16 protein-coding genes are annotated in these 19,930 nt (G+C 66.9%); 12 read left to right on the top strand and 4 right to left on the bottom strand.

Annotated elements, in window-relative coordinates:
- Nucleotides 1–149: 149 nt before the first annotated feature.
- Together AACH32_RS20365 and AACH32_RS20370 are read right to left on the bottom strand one after the other, a co-directional pair.
- A complete protein-coding gene (locus AACH32_RS20365; RefSeq protein WP_338603749.1) occupies nt 150–884 on the bottom strand; it encodes a YkgJ family cysteine cluster protein in 735 nt (244 codons plus the stop codon).
- Nucleotides 881–1,456 carry a pyruvoyl-dependent arginine decarboxylase gene (locus tag AACH32_RS20370; RefSeq protein WP_338603751.1) on the bottom strand — a complete coding sequence of 192 codons (576 nt, stop codon included), beginning with the start codon at nt 1,454–1,456 and terminating at the stop codon, nt 881–883. Before AACH32_RS20370 ends, AACH32_RS20365 begins: the two co-directional genes overlap by 4 nt.
- Before the next feature lie 165 nt (nt 1,457–1,621).
- Between AACH32_RS20370 and speB the strand changes: the two genes are divergently transcribed.
- Together speB and AACH32_RS20380 are read left to right on the top strand one after the other, a co-directional pair.
- A complete protein-coding gene (speB, locus tag AACH32_RS20375) occupies nt 1,622–2,500 on the top strand; it encodes an agmatinase (RefSeq protein WP_338603753.1) in 879 nt (292 codons plus the stop codon).
- Nucleotides 2,497–3,582 (top strand): homospermidine biosynthesis protein, encoded by a 1,086-nt coding sequence (locus tag AACH32_RS20380; RefSeq protein WP_338603756.1) that lies wholly within the window; start codon nt 2,497–2,499, stop codon nt 3,580–3,582. The genes speB and AACH32_RS20380 overlap by 4 nt, the downstream gene beginning before the upstream one ends.
- A gap of 32 nt (nt 3,583–3,614) precedes the next feature.
- Here the strand turns inward: AACH32_RS20380 and AACH32_RS20385 are convergent, their stop codons facing one another.
- Nucleotides 3,615–4,700: a fatty acid desaturase family protein gene (locus AACH32_RS20385; protein ID WP_338603759.1), complete on the bottom strand. Its 1,086-nt coding sequence runs from the start codon at nt 4,698–4,700 to the stop codon at nt 3,615–3,617.
- Between the two features lie 295 nt (nt 4,701–4,995).
- Between AACH32_RS20385 and AACH32_RS20390 the strand changes: the two genes are divergently transcribed.
- The 6 genes from AACH32_RS20390 (at nt 4,996) to AACH32_RS20415 (ending at nt 11,551) form a co-directional block, all read left to right on the top strand.
- Nucleotides 4,996–5,418, top strand: a complete 423-nt coding sequence (locus AACH32_RS20390; protein ID WP_338603761.1) for a MerR family transcriptional regulator — start codon at nt 4,996–4,998, stop codon at nt 5,416–5,418.
- Nucleotides 5,418–6,041 (top strand): molybdenum cofactor guanylyltransferase, encoded by a 624-nt coding sequence (gene mobA / locus AACH32_RS20395; RefSeq protein WP_338603763.1) that lies wholly within the window; start codon nt 5,418–5,420, stop codon nt 6,039–6,041. The genes AACH32_RS20390 and mobA overlap by 1 nt, the downstream gene beginning before the upstream one ends.
- Before the next feature lie 196 nt (nt 6,042–6,237).
- Nucleotides 6,238–7,164, top strand: a complete 927-nt coding sequence (gene lpxC, locus AACH32_RS20400; RefSeq protein ID WP_338603766.1) for a UDP-3-O-acyl-N-acetylglucosamine deacetylase — start codon at nt 6,238–6,240, stop codon at nt 7,162–7,164.
- Between the two features lie 307 nt (nt 7,165–7,471).
- The gene (locus tag AACH32_RS20405) at nt 7,472–9,736 is read left to right on the top strand and encodes a sensor histidine kinase (protein ID WP_338603769.1); all 2,265 of its coding nucleotides are present in this window, start codon (nt 7,472–7,474) and stop codon (nt 9,734–9,736) included.
- Between the two features lie 10 nt (nt 9,737–9,746).
- Nucleotides 9,747–11,111: a sigma-54-dependent transcriptional regulator gene (locus tag AACH32_RS20410; RefSeq protein ID WP_338603772.1), complete on the top strand. Its 1,365-nt coding sequence runs from the start codon at nt 9,747–9,749 to the stop codon at nt 11,109–11,111.
- Nucleotides 11,112–11,113: 2 nt separating this feature from the next.
- Nucleotides 11,114–11,551: a nuclear transport factor 2 family protein gene (locus tag AACH32_RS20415; protein WP_338603774.1), complete on the top strand. Its 438-nt coding sequence runs from the start codon at nt 11,114–11,116 to the stop codon at nt 11,549–11,551.
- Nucleotides 11,552–12,038: 487 nt separating this feature from the next.
- Here AACH32_RS20415 and AACH32_RS20420 read toward each other — a convergent pair whose 3' ends face one another.
- The gene (locus tag AACH32_RS20420) at nt 12,039–13,274 is read right to left on the bottom strand and encodes an MFS transporter (protein WP_338603776.1); all 1,236 of its coding nucleotides are present in this window, start codon (nt 13,272–13,274) and stop codon (nt 12,039–12,041) included.
- A gap of 329 nt (nt 13,275–13,603) precedes the next feature.
- Here AACH32_RS20420 and AACH32_RS20425 point away from each other — a divergent pair, with 329 nt between their 5' ends.
- From AACH32_RS20425 to AACH32_RS20440, 4 genes are read left to right on the top strand one after another with little or no spacing between them, the layout of a single operon-like run.
- On the top strand, nt 13,604–15,688 hold the full coding sequence (locus AACH32_RS20425) for a VWA domain-containing protein (protein WP_338603779.1): 2,085 nt from the start codon (nt 13,604–13,606) through the stop codon (nt 15,686–15,688).
- Between the two features lie 19 nt (nt 15,689–15,707).
- On the top strand, nt 15,708–16,448 hold the full coding sequence (locus AACH32_RS20430; RefSeq protein WP_338603782.1) for an ABC transporter ATP-binding protein: 741 nt from the start codon (nt 15,708–15,710) through the stop codon (nt 16,446–16,448).
- Between the two features lies 1 nt (nt 16,449).
- Nucleotides 16,450–18,342 carry an FtsX-like permease family protein gene (locus tag AACH32_RS20435; protein ID WP_338603785.1) on the top strand — a complete coding sequence of 631 codons (1,893 nt, stop codon included), beginning with the start codon at nt 16,450–16,452 and terminating at the stop codon, nt 18,340–18,342.
- On the top strand, nt 18,335–19,927 hold the full coding sequence (locus tag AACH32_RS20440) for a formylglycine-generating enzyme family protein (protein ID WP_338603788.1): 1,593 nt from the start codon (nt 18,335–18,337) through the stop codon (nt 19,925–19,927). Before AACH32_RS20435 ends, AACH32_RS20440 begins: the two co-directional genes overlap by 8 nt.
- Nucleotides 19,928–19,930 lie beyond the last annotated feature (3 nt).

A 19,930-nucleotide genomic window follows, 5' to 3' on the forward strand; every position in this document is an offset into this window, starting at 1 on the left:
GGGCCGTCCCTTTTGGTGGCTCCCAAAAACCGAAAGCCCCGGACCACGTCCAGGGCTCCCGGCTAGCCAGAACTTCTCAAAGCCAGTTCCAGGTAAAATTTTCACTAAATTGCCGATATTGTCAAGTAGCAATATAATAAATCTATTATCTATTTACCGAACAGCACCCCGGCCAGCCAGTCCACCCCCAGTTTCATGAGCTCTTCCTCGTCGTCCAGGGCGGCGCGCACCCGCGCCTGGTCAAAGCCGAATTTCTCCCCGAATCCCGGCGAGGCCGCCAGGGGCCGGAAGGCCTCCAGGTTGTACAGGGCGCTGATAAAGGCGTGGGTCTGGGCCTGGTCCAGGCTCACCTTGCCCCGGCGGGCCGGGTGCAGGAACAGGCGCAGGCAGTGGTTGTTGGCCTTTTGATAGGGGGCCAAGCCTTGCTGCTCCACCCAGGCGGCCACATCCAGCTCGTCGGGCTGTTCCCAGCCCAGGCAGCCGGGGGTCTCCTGGCGCAGGAAAATTTCCTGGGGCGGGCCGCCGCCGGGGCCGGGGCGCACCGCCCGGGCCAGGGGATAGACCCGGCAGCAGGTGGGGCGGTGGGCATAGACCGAGCAGCCCGCATCGGTGACAAAGGGGCAGACGCCCCGGTCGCCCAGCCTGATGCGCAGGGCGGGCCAGCCGGAGACCGGGTCGGCCTCCAGCTCCACGTGCCCGGCCAGCAGCCGGGCGGCGGGCAGGCCCAGGGCCAGACGCAGGCGCAGGAAGTCGTAGGGCAACAGGGGCAGGCGTTTGTCGCGGCAGCAGGTGTTGAAGCAGGCCAGGCCGGGACGGCAGGCGAAGCGAAAGCGCTCCTGGGGAGCCAGGCGGCGGCCCCCCAGCCCGCCGCCGCTTTCGATCACTTGGGGGCCTCTCCCTCTTCCAGCCACTCCATGATCATCACCGCCGCGGACACCGCGGTGACCCACTTGCCGTCCTTGGGGCCCATGGCGGTCTGGGTGATCTCGCTGGTCTTGACGATCTGGCCGGACATGCGGAACACCTGTTTTTTCTCGTCCCAGCTCTGGTCCACGTCAAAGTCGATGCCCAGGGTGGAGGCCAGCATCTCGGCGGCCAGGTCCTCGGCGTAGTCGCCCGAGACCTTGGCCGTCTGGCCGTAGCCCTTGTGCTCGCTCAGATAGCCGTGCAGCTTGTGGTCGGTGGGCAGGGCCAGGCCGATGGACGAGGAGATGAGCCGGTGGGGCTCGTTGGTCTCGTTGCGGGCCATGACGCAGAAGAGGATCTGCCCCGGCACCAGCATGGCCTCGCCCTTTTGGCGGTTGATGAGCTGGCAGTCCGGTGGGAAGATGGAAGACACATGCACCAAGTTCTGGCTGGCGATTCCCGCGGCGCGCAGGGCCAGCTCGAAGCTGGCCAGTTTTTCCTTGTGCTCGCCCTTGCCCTTGGTCAGGTAGATGTACTTGGGTACCAGCATGGCGCCCTCCTGGGTTGTTTTGGTGGATATTGTAACTCAACAAGAATTCTCTTATGGCCTGCAAGTGCGGTTTCGTCAATACCCGCAGAGCGTTTTGCCCTTTCGCGGTTATGGCGGCCGGGCCAAGGGCTGCTATACTGCAAGCAAAACCTGCTGAGGAGTCCCATGTCCTTGCTTCGTAGCAAAATTCTCACCTTCGGCGGAGTGCGCCAGCCCGAGCTGGAACGCTGCCGGGCGGCCATCATTCCCGCCCCCCTGGAGGTGACGGTAACCTACGGCGAAGGCGCGGCCCAGGGGCCCCTGGCCATCATGAGCGCCTCGGCCAACATGGAGCTCTACGACGAGGTGCTCGACGCCTCGCCCATCGACCAGGGCATCTACACCCACGGTCGGATCAATACCTCGGGCACGGTGCAACAATCCCTGGAGAACATCCGGGCGGCGGTGGCCGCAGAGCTGGCCGCCGGGCGCCTGCCCGTGGTGCTGGGGGGCGAGCACACCGTGACCGTGGGGGCGCTGTGGGCCATGGTGGAGCGCTACGGCACCGATTTCACGGTGCTTTCCCTGGACGCCCACCTGGACATGCGCGAGGACTACGAGGGCGAGTGCCTGAGCCACGCCACGGTGATGCGCCGGGCCTGGGAAATGGGCCTGGGGGTGCGCTGGGCCGGGGCGCGCTCCTGCTCCCGCGAAGAGATCGACTTCCTGCGCTCCCAGGGCATCGAGCCCCTGTGGGCCCACCAGTCCCACGCCGACCCCAACTGGATCGACAAGGCCCTGGAGGGCCTCACCGGCCCCGTGTACCTGACGTTGGACATCGACGGCCTGGACTCGGGCATCATGCCCGCCACCGGCACCCCGGAGCCCGGCGGCCTGAGCTGGCAACAGGCCACCGCCTGGCTCACGGCGGTGTGCGCCCGCCACCAGGTGCTGGGCCTGGACCTGGTGGAGCTGGCCCCCCTGGCCGGGCAGACCGCCTGGGACTTCACCGCCGCCCGCCTGCTTTACCGGGCCTTGGGCCTTATTTTCAGAGGAACGCTATGAGCCGCAAAATGGCCGGAGAACCCATCGCCCCCGCCCCCCTGGCCGGAGGCCTTTCCACCGTCCAACTGGTGGACAACTACTTTTTGGCCTACAACGCCGCCCGCCTGCGCGAGGCCTGCCGTTTGTGGGCCCGGCGCATGGCCCAGCCCGAGGTGACCGTGAGCATGAGCCTCACCGGGGCCCTGACCCCGGCCGGGCTGGGGGCCTCCTGCCTGGTGCCCCTGGTGCGCCGGGGCCTGGTGGACTTCATCGTGAGCACCGGGGCCAACCTCTACCACGACGCCCACTTCGCCCTGGGCCTGGGCCTGCACGTCTCCAGCCCCTTTGCCGACGACGCCGCCCTGCGCCGCGAGGGCCTGGTGCGCATCTACGACATCGTCATGGACTACACGGTGCTTTTAGAGACCGACTCCTTTTTCCGGGAGATGATCAAGGCCCCGGAGTTTCAGCGCACCATGGCTAGCGCCGAGTTCCACCACCTGGCCGGCAAGTACCTGGCCGAGCGCCAGCGGGTGTTGGGCCTGGGCGACCACAGCCTGCTGGCCGCCTGCCACGAGATGGAGGTGCCGGTGTACGCCGCCAGCCCCGGCGACAGCAGCATCGGCATGAACGCCGCGGCCCTGGCCCTGAGCGGCTCGGCCTTCGCCTGGGACGTGAACCGCGACGTCAACGAGACGGCGGGCCTGGTGCTCATGGCCAAGCGCTCCGGCGGCAAGACCGGGGTGGCCATCCTGGGCGGCGGCGCGCCCAAGAACTTCATGCTGCAGACCGAGCCCCACATCCAGGAGGTATTGGGCATCGACGAAAAAGGCCACGACTATTTCCTGCAGATCACCGACGCCCGCCCGGACACCGGCGGCCTGAGCGGGGCCACCCCCTCGGAGGCGGTGAGCTGGGGCAAGGTGGACCCCAGCGGCCTGCCCGACACCGTGGTGTGCTACACCGACACCACCATCGCCCTGCCCATCATCACCAGCTATCTGGCCGAGACGGTGGGCAGCCGCGAGCCCAAGCGCCTCTACGCCCGGCGCGACGAGGCGCTGGATCTCTTGAAGCGCGAATCGGGCTACGCCGGGGTCTGAGGCGGGGGGACGCTGAAACTTCCGGCCGCTACCTATTTGGAAAAGCGGTCCTCTCGCCCCATCTCGCGCAGCCAGCGGTAATGGGCCGCTATGCCCGACGAAAACGACCGGTGCTCCCTGTAGGCCAGGCCGTGGTCCCGGCAGGTTTGCTCCACTATCCCGGCGATGGCCGGGTAATGGATGTGGCTGATCGTCGGGAACAGATGATGTTCCTTGTGAAAATTCAACCCGCCAAACAACCAGCCAGCCAACGGGTTTCGGCGGGCATAGTCCACCGTCACGTTGGATTGGTGCACCGACCAGGCATTTTCCATGCGTCCCGTGTCCGGGTTGGGCAAGGGGAATTCCGACTCCGCCACGCAGTGGGGTATCTGGAACACGATGCTCAGGGACCCGCCCAGCACCAGAACCCCGACGCCGTAGAAAAAAATCACGGCATACCAAGGGTGGAAGAGCCAGGGAAATAACAGCGCCCAAGTGAAGAAGGCGACCCTCCCGACGATGAATACCGTCAGATCCCAGGAGGTCGGCCGGGAAAAACCGTGCCCGCCGATACGCCCTAATATTATTTTTTTAAAATCCGCCAAGAATTCCCACTGGATGGCCAAAAAACCGTAGACGAACCAGAGGTAGATATGTTGCCAACGATGGAAAGGAAGCCTTTCTTGGTGCGGCGACAGGCGGCCGAGAAAACCCAGATCTATGTCCGTGTCATATCCCGTGATGTTGACATAGCGGTGATGGATCACCACGTGTTTCCAAAACCACAGGTAGGAGCTGCCCCCGACCAGGTCCATGGTGGCCGCCATGGCCTGATTGACCCACGGCCTTTTGGCGAAGGACTTGTGCCCCGCGTCATGGGCGACGTTGAAGCCGATCAGGGCAGTGCACAAACCCAGCAGGGTGACCAGCAGCAGGCCCTGCCAAATGCTCTGGGCCACAAACACCAACAGCACATAGGAGGCCACGAAAAGGGCGAAAATTACCCCGGTCTTCAAGTAAAGGCGCCAATCCCCCGATTTTGACCTCCCCCCGCCGGCCTCGAAGTATTGGTTGACGCGGTGGTGCAGGTCGGTCTCAAACTTTTTGTCCTCGCCGAACTCTAACTTTAAAATCAAGCTGTTGCCTCTATTTTAACGAACACGGCCGGCCCTATTCGGTTGGCGATGTTTGGTGGCGGCTTTGACCCGGGCCGGATACGCCGCGTCAGGGGCCGATTTTATTTTTTTATTATAGACTCAAATACAATTCGGGTCGGAGGGAACAATTTTCGGGCCATCGCGGAGGCCGCCGCCGCGGCTCAGGCTCCAGCCACATAAAACTTGCCAGCGTCCTCCAGCCATGCTATTGGTGGGCACCCGTCTGCACGACATTTCGTCTATACCCTGCACCCCCAGGGCGTGGAGTGGGCCGATGTACCTGATCAACGAGGTCTCCCGCAAGGTCGAGCTGAGCCAGAAGCGCATCCGCGAGTATGAAAAAGAGGGGTTCATCCGCCCGCAGCGCGAGACCAACACCAACAACCGCCTTTACAGCGACTTCGAGGTCTCCCAGATAAAGCGCATCAACTTCCTCATCCACGAACGGGGCTTCACCCTGGCCTGCCTGCGCAACCTGATGGTGCTGGCCCCCTGCTGGAACATCTTCGACTGCGCCCAAAAGCGCTCCTGCGCCGCCTACGCCGAGCCCCACCGCTGTTGCTGGGAGATTCGCGGGCGAACCGACACCCTTTGCCCCGGCCCCTGCGCGCGCTGCGCGGTGTACTTAAACCGCGACTTCGCGGTCGAGCGGGTGTTGGAGCCGGCGGGCGACGGGCCGCTGGCCCGGCAAAGCTGATGCGGCCCGAGCTGACCGCCGTGGTGCTGGCCGGCGGGCCGGGCACCCGCATGGGCGGCGGCAAGCCCTGGCGCACCCTGGCCGGACGCCGCCTCATAGACCTGGCCCTGGAGCGGGCCGGCGAGCTTTGCCCCCAGGTGGTGGTCTCCGCCGTGGACTGCGCCGATTTCGCCGACCTGTCCCGCCCCGTGGTGGCCGACCGTTGGCCGGGCCAGGGCCCCTTGGCCGCCCTGGTCACCGCCTTTTTGGACACCCCGGCCACCTCCATATTGCTTTTGCCGGTGGACGCCCCCCTCATGCGCCCGGCGTTGCTCCGGCGCATCCTGGAGCGGCGGGCCGGGCAAAAGGCGGTATGCTGCGAGGGCCCCGGCGGCCTGGAGCCCCTGATGGCCTGGTATGACCGGGGCTGCCTGCCCCTGGCCCGAAAAATGCTGGAGGAAGGCGAGTGGCGGCTGCGCCTGCTGCTCAAGCGCAGCGGCGCCTTGATAATCGACCGGCAAGAGACGCTTTCCCTGGACCCAGACAACCTGAGCTTTCTCAACGTGAATTTCCCCCAAGACCTGGAGCTGGCCGAGCGGCTGGCCACCGAACGTGGGCTTTTTGACACACCGTCGGAAGCGTAGTGTGGCTTTCCTCCCCCAAAGGCGAAAGGTGGGAAAAATTTTGCCACCCTATTCCTATTAGATGACCCTAATTATTTTTACTTGCAATTTTGTATCATTAGCCGTATTTTTCTCCCCCGGACGGACAAAGCGGCCTTGTGGCACACAAATTGCTTTGACAATTGCCAGAGTTATGTCCGCACGAGGAGCCGACTTAATGAATCGTCACCAGCGCACCTTAATGCGCCCCGTATCTTGCACCGGAATCGGACTGCACAGCGGCAGAACCGTTAACCTTTGCCTGCGCCCGGCCGAGTCGGACACCGGAGTCATGTTCAAGCGCTCCGACCTGCCCGCCTCGCCCCTGATTCCCGCCGATGTCAACCACGTGGTCTCCACCGACCTGTCCACCACCGTGGGCATGGACGGGGTGACCATCTCCACCGTGGAGCACCTGCTCTCGGCCCTGTCGGGTCTGGGGGTGGACAACGTGCTGGTGGAGGTGGACGCGCCGGAGATCCCCATCATGGACGGATCGGCCGCGCCCTTCGTGTTTCTCATGCGTGGCGCCGGCTTCACCTCCCAGGGCAGGCCCCGGCAGTACTACCGGGTCAAGCGGGAGGTGGAGGTCAGCGAAAACGGCAAGCACATCAAGGTGGCCCCCTCCAAGAAGCTCAAGGTGGATTTCACCATCGAGTTCGACCACCCCTTGATCCACCGCCAGAAGATGGGCTTCGTGTTGGACGAGAAGGCCTACGACAAGGATATCAGCCGGGCGCGCACCTTCGGTTTCCTGCGCGACATGCGCTATCTGCACGAAAACGGCCTGGCCCTGGGCGGCAGCCTGGACAACGCCGTGGTGCTGGACAACTACCAGGTGCTCAACGAGGACGGCCTGCGCTTCCCCGACGAGTTCGTGCGCCACAAGGTGCTGGACTTCATCGGCGACCTGGGCATGGTGGGCCGCCCCATCGTGGGGGCCTTCACCGCCCACAAGTCCGGCCACGCCCTGAACAACAAGCTGTTCCGCAAGTTCCTGGCCGACCCCACCGCCTGGGAGCTGGTGACCCCCGGCCCCGAGGACATCCCCCAGTACGTCGAGGAGCCCCTGCCCCTGTTCGACCGGGTGGCGGCCACCGCCTAGACCGAGACCAAGCCAAGCATCCCCCGCCCCGGCACCCCGCCGGGGCGTTTTTTTGCTGAAATAATGAGACGCCTTCCTAGGCCGCCGCCGAGCCCGACTGGGCGGGCCTGGAAGCGGCCGTGGAGCGCCTTCGCACCGCCTGGGAAAGCCGTCTGCGCACCATCGCCCGCACCCTGGCCCATGCCGCGGCCACCCGCCTGAGGCTGGCCCAGGCCTAGATCCTTACTTCCTACCGCTTGCCAGGCCGGGCCCCCTAACGTAACATAGCCTTGATTTTGCATTTATCCCCTATCTCCCACGAGGGGCCATGGTCGCCGACACCACCGCCCAGGCCGAGCGCGCCAAGGAGATTCGTCGCCGCAAGCGCGAGCGGGTCATCATCATCGTCGCCCTTGTCTTGGTGGCGGTGATCACCTATGTGGAGACCCAGGTGGTGGACATGGCCCAGGGCCTGCCCATGGGCAGCTCCCTGCTGGTCTTCGCCCTGATCAACGTCAACGCGCTGTTGTTGCTCTTGGTCATCTTCCTGGTGTTCCGCAACCTGGTCAAGATGACCATGGAGCGGCGCAAGGGGGTGTGGGGGGCCCGGCTGAGGACCAAGCTGGTGAGCACCTTCGTGCTGCTCTCCCTGGCCCCCACCATCCTGCTTTTGTTCGCGGCCTTCCAGTTCGTGGGCGCTTCCATGGAATACTGGTTCAGCGCCCAGGTGGAAAAAAGCCTCTTCGACGCCATGGAGGTCTCCGACGCCTACAGCCGCCAACTGGCCTCGGAGTCCAGCCACTTCGCCGGGGTGCTGGCCCACGAGCTGGAGCGCCGGGGCTACCGCCTGTCGCGGCCCGACGAAAAGCTCGACGAGCTCCTGGAGAGCCGCCGGGCCCTTTTCGACCTGGCCGGGGCCAAGGTGTTTTCCGACGATCTGCAGCCGTTGGCCCAGGCGACTCAGAGCGGCACCCACGCCAGCCATTTGCAGGGCCTGCCCATGGAGATGCTCAGCCGTTCCATCTCCACCGGCCTGCCCCTGACCCACCTGCAACCCGCCCCCACCGGCGACTTCGCGGCGGCCATCCAGCCGGTGATGCAGCCGCGCAAGGACATGAAGCCCAAGGTGATCGGCGCGGTGGTGGCCTATCAGCTCTTGCCCCCCGGCGCGCTGGCCCGCAGCCGGCAGGTGCGCAAGGGCCTGGAGGGCTACCGCCAGCTCAAGGCCTTCAAGGAGCCCATCCGCACCAACCTGTTCATCACCCTGTCCATCGTCACCCTGCTCATCGTCTTCGTGGCCACCTGGCTGGGCTTCCGTCTGGCCCGCACCATCACCGACCCCCTGCGGGAGGTGGCCGAGGGCACCCAGCGGGTGGCCGGGGGCAACTACGACTTTCACATCACCGGGGCCGGGCCCGACGAGATCGGCACCCTGGTCAACGCCTTCAACCGCATGACCGCCGATCTCAAGACCTCCAAGGCCCGCCTGGACGAGGCCCAGACCGAGATGCGCCGCACCAACCTGGAGCTGGACCGGCGGCGGCGCTACATGGAGATCGTGCTCAAGAGCGTGGCCGCCGGAGTCATCACCGTGGACGCCGAGGGCAAGGTGGCCACCGTCAACCCCTCCGCCGAGCGCCTGTTGAAGGTGCAGGGGGGCTCGGTGGTGGGCCGCCCCTGGAAAGAGTTGGTGGACGAGGAAAACCGCGTCGTCATCGAGCGCATGCTTACCAGCCTCATCCCCGGCGGGGCGGGCACCATCGACCGGCAGATGCGCCTCACCCTGGGCGGCGAGAGCCTTTCGCTCATAGTGCACCTGGGCCTGCTCAAGGACGAGCAGGGGCGCAACCTGGGCATGGTGGTGGTGTTCGAGGATCTGAGCGAGCTGGAAAAGGCCCAGCGCATGGCCGCCTGGCGCGAGGTGGCCCGGCGCATCGCCCACGAGGTGAAAAACCCCCTGACCCCCATCAAGCTCAGCGCCCAGCGGCTCATGCGCCGCTACGGCGAGCGGGTGTCCCCGGACGACCCGGTGTTCGACGAATGCACCCGCACCATCGTGCAGCAGGTGGAGGAGCTACGCCGCCTGGTCAACGAGTTCTCCACCTTCGCCCGCCTGCCCTCGGCCAACCCCGCTCCGGCCGATCTGACCACCATCGCCGCCGACGCGGTGAGCCTGTTCAAGAGCGGCCACCCCGAGGTCAACCTGGAGCTGGAGGTGGAGGGCAAGATCCCGGTGTTCGAGCTGGACCGAGAGCAGATGTCGCGGGTACTCATCAACCTTTTGGACAACGCCGTGGCCGCGGTGCAAAAAAGCGAGCCGCCCCGCCAAGTGGTGGTGCGCCTGAGCTACGACGAGATCCTCAACATGGTGCGCCTGGAGGTGGAGGACAGCGGGCCGGGAGTACCCCCGGAAGACAAGATCCGCCTGTTCGAGCCCTATTTCTCCACCAAGAAGGGGGGCACCGGCCTGGGGCTCACCATCGTCAGCACCATCGTGGCCGACCACAACGGCTACGTGCGGGTGCAGGACAACCAGCCCAGCGGGGCCCGGCTCATAGTGGAGCTGCCCGCCCGCGGGGCGCGGGAGCTATAGGAGAAAAGTTTTGCTGGCCCAAGTGCTGATCGTGGACGACGAGCCATCCATCCGCTCCAGCCTGGGGGGCATTCTCTCCGACGAGGGCTACGAGATCTCCGAGGCCCCGGACGGCGAGAGCGCCCTGAGCCTGTTGGAGCAGGAGGTGCCCGACATCATGCTCCTGGACGTGTGGCTGCCGGGCATCGACGGGCTCAGCGTCTTGGAGCGGGTGAAAAAGCGCCTGCCCGAGCTGCCGGTGGTGATGATCTCGGGCCACGGCACGGTGGAGACGGCGGTGAAGGCCACCCGCCTGGGGGCCTACGACTTCATCGAAAAGCCCCTGGACATGGACAAGATCATCCTGGCCGTGCGCAACGGCCTGGCCATGAGCCGCCTCACCGAGGAGAACCTCTTGTTGCGGGCCAAGGCCGAGGCCCCCTCCATCACCGGCACCAGCCAGGCCATAGAGCAGGTGCGCCGGGCCATCGCCCAGGTGGCCCCCACCGACTCCTGGGTGCTCATCACCGGCGAGAACGGCACCGGCAAGGAGCTGGTGGCCCACGCCATCCACCGTCAGAGCAAGCGGGCGGCCCACACCTTCGTGGACGTCAACTGCGCCGCCATCCCCGAAGAGCTCATCGAGAGCGAGCTGTTCGGCCACGAAAAGGGGGCCTTCACCGGGGCCACCGGCAAGAAGCGCGGCAAGTTCGACCTGGCCCACCAGGGCACCCTGTTCTTGGACGAGATCGCCGACATGAGCCTGAAGACCCAGGCCAAGATCCTGCGCATCCTGCAGGAGCAGCGCTTCGAGCGGGTGGGGGGCACCAAGACCATCTCCGTGGACGTGCGGGTGTTGGCCGCCACCAACAAGGATCTCAAGCAGGAGATCGCCGAGGGCCGCTTCCGCGAGGACCTCTACTACCGCCTCAACGTCATCCCCATCCACGTGCCGCCCCTGCGCGAGCGGGCGGGCGACGTGCCCGAGCTGGCCGGGGACTTTTTGCGCCACCTGGCCCGAAAGCACAACCAGCCGCTCAAGCACTTCACGCCCCAGGCCCTGGAGGTGCTGGCCGCCCAGCCCTGGCCGGGCAACGTGCGCGAGCTAAAGAACCTGGTGGAGCGCCTGTGGATTCTCTGCCCGGACCGCGAGATCGGCCTGGAGCACATGCCCCCGGAGATGAGCGGGGCCGCCTCCCCGGCCCTCCCCCTGCCCGAGCTTTTCGACGGCGATTTCAAGTCCGCCAAGGCCGCCTTTGAAAAGGCCTATCTGGAGGGCAAGCTGAAGCAAAACCAGGGCAACGTTTCGCGCACCGCCGAGGAGGTGGGCCTGGAGCGCAGCCACTTGCACAAGAAGCTCAAGAGCCTGGGCATCAAGGCCGGCAACGGAGATTAGGCATGAGCAATCCTGAGAACGACTACCCCGCCACCGTCCCCTCCTGCCTCACCCTGGACCAGGCCCGGACCATGGTGGCCGGTTTCGTGGAGGCCTTCCACCAGCAGGACGTGGAGGCCCTGGCCCAAGGCTGGACCGAGGACGTCGTCATCCGCTTCGCGGACCTGCCCGAGATAAAAGGCAAGGCCGCGGCCAAGGCCTGGGTGGCCGCCCGCTTCGCCCGCCAGAAGGACTACCGCCTGGTCAAGAGCTTCCAGGCCATAACCGGCGACGTCCTGGGCGACTCCTGGACCGGAACCTGGATCGACGCGGCCACCGGCAAAAAGATGCAGGGCAAGGGCATGGAGTTCCTCACCCTCAGGGACGGCAAGATCGCGGTGTGGGAGGCGGTGTTCAACGTGTGGGAACAGGGCCAGGACGGCGTTACACCTGTGGTGTAGGCGGCCCAGCCGGGCGCCCGTGGGCTGCGTTGCGGGCGGCGCTAACCTCCTCGGCGTATTGGGCAATACGCCTGCGGGTCTCGCTAGCCCGACGCCTTGCCCACGAACCCCTGGCTGGGCCGCTGAGCAAAGGTCGGCGGTCGTAGCAAAAAAATCTAGCGTTGGTGTAGGTTGGGTTGAGCGCAGCGAAGCCCAACAATTCCCTATAGCCAATAGCCGTCATTGCGAGGCCGGGCAGCGTCCGGCCTCCGGCCGAAGCAGGCCGCCTCTCCTGCCCGGCCGCGGCAATCTTCCGTTTCCCTTGTCATGCCTACGCGGCCAGACAGGGCCAAACCACCTTCTCCCCCTCCAGCCTTCCCGCCTGGGGGAAAGCGAAGGTCGCCGCGTCGCATCCCCTGCCGGGATGCTCCCCGCGATGACTCTATGGCTGAAGGCAAGAGAGGCGGTGCGGTAAACTCCAGGCCCATTGCGGCCCGGCCTAGTCGGCCTACCCTTGGCGGTGGTTGGGCACCCGAAGCATCAGCAACAGGCCCAGGGCGGCCATGGCCGCGTCGATGATGAAGCTCAGCTCGTAGCCGCCGGTGTAGTCGCGCAGGGCCCCGGCCACCCAGTGCACGCTGATGCTGGCCAGGCCGTTGGCCACCGTCCACATGCCCACCACCGTGCCCATCACCCGGTGGGGGAAGTAGTCCCCCGCGCAGGCCCCGTACATGGGGAAAACCGCGCCGAAGAAAAAGGCCAGGATTCCCACCATCACCATGAGGGGAACCCAGGAGGTGCCCCAGTAGAGGATGCCCAGCACCGCCAGGGCCACCACACCGTTGGCCAGCAAGATGGTGTTGCGCCGCCCCCAGCGGTCGCTCAGCGGCAACAGCACCAGCACCCCCGCCGCCTGGGCCAGGCCGTGCAGGGTGGCCAGTTGGCTGGCCTGGGCCATGGGCAGGCCCAGGGAATGCTGGGCGTAGTCCACCATGAAGGTGGTGACCCCGTACACCGCGTAGACCACGCAGAAGTAGGACAGGGCGATGTTCCAGAACAGCCGCCCCCGGAGCACCGGGCCCAGCAGGCCCTTTTGCCAGGTAGGGGCGGCCCGGCCCCCCGGCGCGGGCTCGTAGGGTTGACGCGGCCCCCAGGGGGCTACCCCGGCGCCCTCGGGGGTGCTGCGCAAAAACAGGCCGTTGATCAGAACCATCACCAGGGCCGCGCCGCCCAGAATCCACCAGGCCCAGCGCCAGCTCAGGGAGCCCACGATCAGCGGGAACACCAGCCCCAGGCAGGCCAGGCCCAGGCCGTAGGAGGTGGAGAGAATGCCCAGGGCCAGGCCCCGGCGACGCGGCGCGAACCAGCGTTGCACCAGGGCGATGAGCGGGGCCCACATGCCCGCGGCCCCCATCCCGGCTAGGCCGAAGGCGGCCGCCGCGCCACCCAGGCCGTCAGCCGCGCCCAGGCCCACCAGGCCCAGGCCCAGGATCAGGACGCAGACGGTGAGCACCGCCCGGCCCCCCACCCGGTCGTTGAGGTAGCCGGCCAAAGGGGTGAAGATCAGGTACACCAGCAGGTAGGCGTTGTAGATGGTGCCCGCGCCGGTGCGCGAGAGGTTAAGGGGCCCCAGCATCTCCGGCAGCACCAGGCCATAGCCCAGCCGCGCCGCGAAGTTGATGAACACGTCGGCGAAACAAACGGCCAGGATCACCCAGGCCCAATGGAATTTGCTACGCGGCATGGGCCCCATTCTACGCCAATGGCGCCCTGGAACCCAGGCGTCAATCAGCGCGGGCTTGACAGCTTCCGGCCTCATTTGCTAATTAGATGTCGAGCAGGGCCAGGACCGCCCTGTTTAGAGGCCATGACCGCCTCCTTCCCCGCCACGCGGGGAGGGGGGCGTTTTTTATTTTTGGGCGTCGGGCCCGGCCAGGCCGCCGGGCGGCCTCGTCCGTGGGGGGAATCCGAGCGCATCGCCGCGCCCCGGAGGCGCGCCATGGCTACCCCCCGGCCTCGCAAAAATCAAGCTCCGGCCCCGGACGCGGGCCGGACCAGCCACGGGGGGAAACCATGGCCCGAAAAGTCTTTTTGCCTCTTAGCCTCGTCCTGGCCCTGCTGCTGGCCCTCTCCTGGAGCGCCATGGCGGCCGGCGAAAGAAAGCCGGTGCGCATCCAGGGCACCAAGGCCATGTACCTCAGGGTGGTGGCCCGGCCCTTTGCCAAGATCTACAAGGAGCCCAAGGAAGGGGCCGAGGTGGTGGAGGCCAACGTGCGCACCTTCCAGCCCTTCTACGTCTACACCCAGCCCCAGCAGGCCCAGGCGGTGTCCAAGACCGCCGAGGAGGGTTGGTACGAGGTGGGGCCCAACGACCGGGGCCAGGTCAAGGGCTGGATGAAGGCCACGGACGTCATGCCCTGGAAACACGCCATGTGCCTGCTCTACACCTCGCCAGAGGGCCGCAAGCCGGTGCTGATGTTTTCTGAGATCAAGACCCTGCAGCAGATGGTCAAGCAGCCTCAGGAGCAACGCCTGGCCCAGGCCCAGGGCTATTACCAAACCATCGCCGAGGCGGGCGGCAAACAGCTACCCAAGGACTTCCCGGTGGTGGCCGTGGAGCCCAAGCGCTGGATAGACCCGCGCACCCAGTTCTATCTCATGCCCGTGTTGGAGGCGGTGAACCTGGAGGTGGACACCTTCTACACCACCCTGGTCAAGCTGGCCGCGGCCACCGCCGCCGGGCGCGGCTCCAGCAACGTGCGCACCAACGTGCAGGAGCGCCAACAGGCCCTGGTGGCCGCCGACTCCGGTGACGCGGCGCAGAAGATCAAGGACCAGAAGATCGACATCGTCTACGTCATGGACATGACCAAGTCCATGCGGCCGTTCATCGAGGCCACCCTCAAGACCATCCTGGACACCAGCGCCCTGCTCAGCCAGAAAATGGCCGGTGGCCACGACCTGGGCAGCAACATCCGCTTCGGTCTGTGGGGCTACCGCGACAGCGAGACCATCCGGGGCATCGAGTTCGACACCCGCAACTTCACGCCCCAGTTGCAGGAGGTGGAGGCCTTTGGCCAGACCTTGTCCACGGTGCGCGAGGCGAACGTGGGCAGCGAAGGCTTTGAGGAAGACGTCTTCGGCGGGGTGGACCAGGCCATCCTCAACACCCAGTGGACCGGGGACGCCCTGCGCTTCATCGTGCTGGTGGGCGACGCCCCCAGCCACCCCCTGGGCCACGAGTGGAACAGCAGCAAAAAGGACGAGAACATCCTGCGCACCCTGGCCGACGAGAAAAAGGTCTACCTGTTCTCCATGCACATCAAATACCCCGACCCGCGCCTGAGCTCCTATCACCAGGTGGGCGAGGGGCAGTTCGCCAAGCTGGCCACCAACCCCGGCACCGACAAGGCCGCCTACTTCCCCATCCAGGGCAACGACCCCCAGGACTTCGCCAAGGTATCCAAGCTGGTGGCCGAGAGCATGGTGGCGGCCCTGCAAAAGGGGCAAAGCGGTGCGGTCATGGCCGCCGCTCCGGCCGCACCGGCGGCATCCTCGGCACCGGCGGCATCCGCCGCGCCGGCGGCGCCGGCCTCCCAGGCGGCGCAGATCGCCGAGGTCATCCGCGCGGCCCAGGTGCAGTGGCTGGGCAAGGCCACCGGGGCCCAGGCCCCCAAGGACATCACCGCCTTTGCCATGGACCGCGACCTGGAGAACCCGGCCATACCCAGCCTGGACGTGTGCGTGCTGCTCAACAAGCGCCAACTGGACTCGCTGGTCAAGGCCCTGCAAACCATCATCGAGGCGGGCCGCCTGGGCCAAAAGAGCGGCCAGGGCTTTTTCGAGTCACTCAAGAACGTGGCGGTGCTCGGCGGGGCCGACCCGGACAAGATCCTGAGCGCCAAGAAGTACAGCGACAGCGGCCTGGTGCCGGAGTTCCTCAAGGGCCTGCCCTACAAGAGCAAGATCATGGCCCTCACCGGCGAGACCTGGGCCAGCTGGAACGCCATGGAGCAGGACCGCTTCATGGACGAGTTGGACGGCAAGATTCAGGCCTACCAGGACATCCACGAGCAGGCCGACCAGTGGGTGCAGCTCAACCAGGGCGACGACAAGGACCAGTACGTCTATCCGGTCAAGCTCAGCCTGATGCCCTGACCGGGCGAGGGAGGAAAACATGCCAAGCCCGGAGCCCCAAGACGGGGGGGTGGTGTATTGCCTGCGCCAGGTGGTCAAGCAAAGGGCCAAGGGGGGTAGCGCCTTTGAGCTGTGCGTGCCCCGCCTGGATATCGGCCGGGGCGAGTTCGTGGCCATCGTGGGGGCCAGCGGCTGCGGCAAGAGCACCTTGCTGGACCTGCTGGGCCTGGTGCTCTCCCCCAGCCGCTGCGAAGAGTTCAGCCTGCGGGCCGGGGGCCAGACCCACGACCTGATGCGACAGAACGAGGCCTCCCTGGCCCGGTTGCGCCGGGTCCACCTGGGCTACGTGTTGCAGACCGGCGGCCTGCTGCCCTTCCTCTCGGTGGGCGACAACGCCCGCCTGCCCTGCCGCCTGAACGGCCAGGCGGGCGGGCGCGACCGGGTGGAGGAGCTGTTGGCCATCCTGGAAATCGAGAAACAGGCCCGCAAGAAGCCCCAGTTCCTCTCCGGGGGCCAGCGGCAGCGGGCGGCCATCGCCCGGGCCCTGGCCCACCGCCCCCCGGTGGTGCTGGCCGACGAGCCCACCGCGGCGGTGGACAAGTTCACCGCCACCAAGATTCGCGACCAGTTCAAGCGGCTGACCAGAGAGATGGGCACGACCCTGATCATGGTGACCCATGATCACGAACTGGTGCGCGGTTCGGCCGACCGCACCTACACCTTTTTGGTGGAGCCCCTGGACGACACCCTGACCCGCTCCACCCTGCTGGAGGCTGCTTGACATGGGCGCGCGGCAAAAATCCGACCGGGCCCTGGTGTTGCGCCTGTCCCTGGCCGACCTACGTCACGAGTGGATACTGAGCCTGTGCCTCACCCTGGCGGTGTCGGCCATCCTGGCCCCTCTGCTGCTCTTGTTCGGCCTCAAGCACGGCACCATCGAGACCCTGCGCCACCGGCTCATCGAAAACCCGGTGAACCGCGAGATTCGCCCCAGCGTCAGCCGCTCCTACACCCGCCAATGGATCGAGCGCCTGAACGCGCGGCCCGAGGTGGAGGTGGCCATTTCCAACACCCGCCAGCTCTCGGCCAGCGTGCTGGCGCGCCTCAAGGGTGGCCAGGGCGAGACGCGCATGGAGATCGTGCCCACCGCGCCGGGCGATCCCCTGCTGCTGCTAAACCAGGCCCGCCCCCCCGAGGAGGGCCAGTGCGTGCTGAGCCAGGAGGCCGCGCGCAAGCTGGGGGCCAAGCCGGGCGACACCCTGGTGGTGGCCACCGCCCGGCGGCGCCAGGGCGTCTATGAAAAGGGCGAGATGGAGCTCAAGGTGGCCGGCGTGGCCGAGGCGCGGGCCACCTCCCAGGCCCGCCTGTTCGTGCTGTTGCCGGTGCTGGAGGCCATGGAGAGCTACAAGGACGGCGAGGCGGTGCCCGCCTACGGCTGGCCCGGCTCCCTGCCCCTGGCCTATCCCCTGTATGACGGCGCGGTGGTGGCCCTGCCGGCTCCCCTGGACAAGACCACCCTCATCTCCCTGCGCAACAACACCGGCTTTCACCGGGCCGAGCCCATGGCCCGCGAAGAGGTGCTTCGGCTCAGCGGCCTGAGCTTCCCCCCGGAGACGCACACCTATTTCCTGGCCACCCTGGGCGGCGCCTCGGCCTCCGCCTCCGGGGCCTCCAGCCCGGTGGACGACAAGAACCTGGAGGCCGTGCGCATCCGCCTGCGCGGCCAAAAGCCGGGGCTGTTTGCCTGGACCGCGCCGCAGGAGGCCGAGCTTGTCGGCCCGGCGGGCCAAACCCTGGCCGGGCTAAAGCTCTACGCCCTGCCGGACGGCGGCGAAGCGCTGCCCCCGGCGGCGCGCCCCTCCCCGGCCCCGCCCTGGCCCGCCTTGGCCCAGGGCCAGGCTCCGCGCCTGAGCCTCATGCCCGCCCCGGAGGTGCGGGCCCCGGAAGGCGAGCTGCGCCTGCGCCTGCAGCTGCCGCAAGGGGAGCTGGTGTTCCCGGTGAGCCTGAGCGCCCAGGCCTCGCCCCGGCCGGGGATGAGCTTCATTCCCCCCGAACTGGCCGGGGTGCTGCGCCTGGGCCAGACCCGCCCGGTGCGCTACGACCCGGAGCACCACAGCTTCCTCCTGCACCGGCGGGGCTACGCCGCCTTCCGCCTCTACGCCCGGAGCATCGACGACGTGGCCGGGCTAAAGGAGCATTTCGAGTCCCAAGGCATCGAGGTGCGCACCAAGGCGGCCGAGATTCTCCAGGTCAAGGAGTTGGACCGTTATCTGAGCCTCATCTTCTGGCTCATCGCGGCGGTGGGCATCGCCGGGGGCACCGCCTCCCTGGTGGCCAGCCTCTACGCCTCAGTGGAGCGCAAGAAGCGCGACCTGGCGGTGCTGCGGCTCATCGGCCTGCCCCGTAGCGCGCTGCTGCGCTTCCCGGTGTACCAGGGCGCCGCGCTGGCCGGGGGCGGCTTTGGGCTGGCCCTGGGCTTTTTCGGTCTGCTGGCCTACGCCATCAACACCCTGTTCGCCGCCCACCTGCACCCGGGGGAGAGCTTCTGCCGTCTGCCCTGGCAGGAGTTGGGCCTGGCCCTGGCCGCCACCCTGGCGGTGGCCGCCCTGGCCGCGGTGCTGGCCGCCTTGCGGGTGAGCCGCATCGAGCCCGCCGAGGCTTTGCGCGATGAATAGAGCCTCCCTGGTGATGCTCGTCTGGGCCGCGGCCGTCCTGCTGGGGGGCGGCGCGGCCTGGGCGGACATCCACGATCCCCACCCCCAAGCGGGCGACCTGTCCCTGCCTCTGCCGGACGGGGCGCGCATGGTCTTTCGGCCGGTGCACCTGGGCCGAAGCATGGAGGGCCTGGGCACCCGCATGGTATGGGTGGGCCGGGGCGAGGGTGACATTTTCTACCAGACCCCCACCCAGGTGGAGATCAGCGGGGCCTTCAACCTGGCCCGGGCCGGGAGCGAGGATTGGGTCTACTACCTGGGCAAGTACGAAGTCACCGAGGCCCAGTTCTATTCCCTGATGCCCCCGCCCCCGAGGCGCTCGCGCTCGGAGCTGATGAAGAGCGCCCAACCGGTCACGGGGGTCTCCTGGTTCCAGGCCCAGGAGTTTCTCAAGCTCTACAACCAGTGGCTGGCGGCCAACGCCCCGGACAAGCTGCCCCGCTCGGCCGGGGCCGCGGACGCCGGGGCGACCTACCTGCGCCTGCCGGACGAGGTGGAATGGGAGTTCGCGGCGCGCGGCGGCGGGCTCATCGAGCCCAGCCAATATTTTCAGCGCACGCCCTACGGCCCCAACCAAACTGTCGTGCACGAGTGGTGCTTTCCCGAGGTGGTGCGCGCCCCGCCCCGGGTGCGGGCGGTGGGCCTCAAAAAGCCCCACCCCCTGGGCTTCTACGACCTGCTGGGCAACGTGGCCGAGATGACCTCCTCCCTGTTCCGGGTGGAGTACACCGCCGGGCGCAGCGGGGGCTACGCGTTGCGCGGCGGTTCGACCATGAAGGACGGGGCCGAGCAGTGCCTGCCCAGCCTGCGGGCGGAGATGCCCCTTTATAAAAACGGCAAGCCCTTTACGCGCAACGACGTGGGCCTGCGCCTGGTCATCGCCTCCCTGGCCACCGCCTCCCGCCAAGACGTGGCCCGGCTCAAGCAAATCTACGAGCGCTACGGCCAGGGCGGGCAACCGGTGTTCGGGGTCTCCCTGGGCGGCTCCCAGGCGGGCTGGCAACAGCTTCGCGACACTCTGGGCCGGGTGAGCCCCCAGGCCCTCAAGGCGGTGGACCCCCAGCTCGACCAGCTGGAGGCCAAGCTGCGCCAGGCCGCCACCAAGATGCGCAAGGTGGAGAGCGACTCGGCCCTGGTCACCATCCGCACGGCGGTCTACTGCCTCTACGCCACCTACAAGACCATGCTCAACGAGATGTACCTAAAACCCATCGTCCAGATGAGCCAAAGCAGCGAGCGCCGCCGCCGGGCCCAGCAGAACCTGCACGACAATCAGGTGGCCCGCGAGGAATCCCTGGAGCAGTACTTCGCCCAACTGGACCTCATGGACCGCCTCTACAGCCGGGAGGTGGTGCTGGGGCAGCTGGAGGAGCACCGCAAGCTTTTGGTCAACCAGGCGGCCGGTCCCCAGAAGGTGAAGATCAACCAACTGCTGGGGCGGCACTATCAAAGCTATTTGAAGGCCAAGCAGGCCGACAAGGCGGCTTGGGTCGGGGATCTGCGGCAGGCCCTGTTCGTCCCGAACCAGGCGTCCGGCCCCCGCTGAACC

It is taken from the genome of Desulfoferula mesophila (genome assembly GCF_037076455.1).
GTDB classification, from domain to species: Bacteria; Desulfobacterota; Desulfarculia; order Desulfarculales; family Desulfarculaceae; genus Desulfoferula; species Desulfoferula mesophila.

What these genes read in the sequence shown, in the direction of transcription:
- AACH32_RS20415 (WP_338603774.1), top strand. Translation starts at nt 11,114, where the DNA reads ATGAGCAATCCTGAGAACGACTACCCCGCCACCGTCCCCTCCTGCCTC.
- AACH32_RS20420 (WP_338603776.1), bottom strand. Translation starts at nt 13,274, where the DNA reads ATGCCGCGTAGCAAATTCCATTGGGCCTGGGTGATCCTGGCCGTTTGT.
- AACH32_RS20390 (WP_338603761.1), top strand. Translation starts at nt 4,996, where the DNA reads ATGTACCTGATCAACGAGGTCTCCCGCAAGGTCGAGCTGAGCCAGAAG.
- AACH32_RS20370 (WP_338603751.1), bottom strand. Translation starts at nt 1,456, where the DNA reads ATGCTGGTACCCAAGTACATCTACCTGACCAAGGGCAAGGGCGAGCAC.
- AACH32_RS20435 (WP_338603785.1), top strand. Translation starts at nt 16,450, where the DNA reads ATGGGCGCGCGGCAAAAATCCGACCGGGCCCTGGTGTTGCGCCTGTCC.
- AACH32_RS20440 (WP_338603788.1), top strand. Translation starts at nt 18,335, where the DNA reads ATGAATAGAGCCTCCCTGGTGATGCTCGTCTGGGCCGCGGCCGTCCTG.
- lpxC (WP_338603766.1), top strand. Translation starts at nt 6,238, where the DNA reads ATGAATCGTCACCAGCGCACCTTAATGCGCCCCGTATCTTGCACCGGA.
- mobA (WP_338603763.1), top strand. Translation starts at nt 5,418, where the DNA reads ATGCGGCCCGAGCTGACCGCCGTGGTGCTGGCCGGCGGGCCGGGCACC.
- speB (WP_338603753.1), top strand. Translation starts at nt 1,622, where the DNA reads ATGTCCTTGCTTCGTAGCAAAATTCTCACCTTCGGCGGAGTGCGCCAG.
- AACH32_RS20425 (WP_338603779.1), top strand. Translation starts at nt 13,604, where the DNA reads ATGGCCCGAAAAGTCTTTTTGCCTCTTAGCCTCGTCCTGGCCCTGCTG.
- AACH32_RS20430 (WP_338603782.1), top strand. Translation starts at nt 15,708, where the DNA reads ATGCCAAGCCCGGAGCCCCAAGACGGGGGGGTGGTGTATTGCCTGCGC.
- AACH32_RS20380 (WP_338603756.1), top strand. Translation starts at nt 2,497, where the DNA reads ATGAGCCGCAAAATGGCCGGAGAACCCATCGCCCCCGCCCCCCTGGCC.
- AACH32_RS20405 (WP_338603769.1), top strand. Translation starts at nt 7,472, where the DNA reads ATGGTCGCCGACACCACCGCCCAGGCCGAGCGCGCCAAGGAGATTCGT.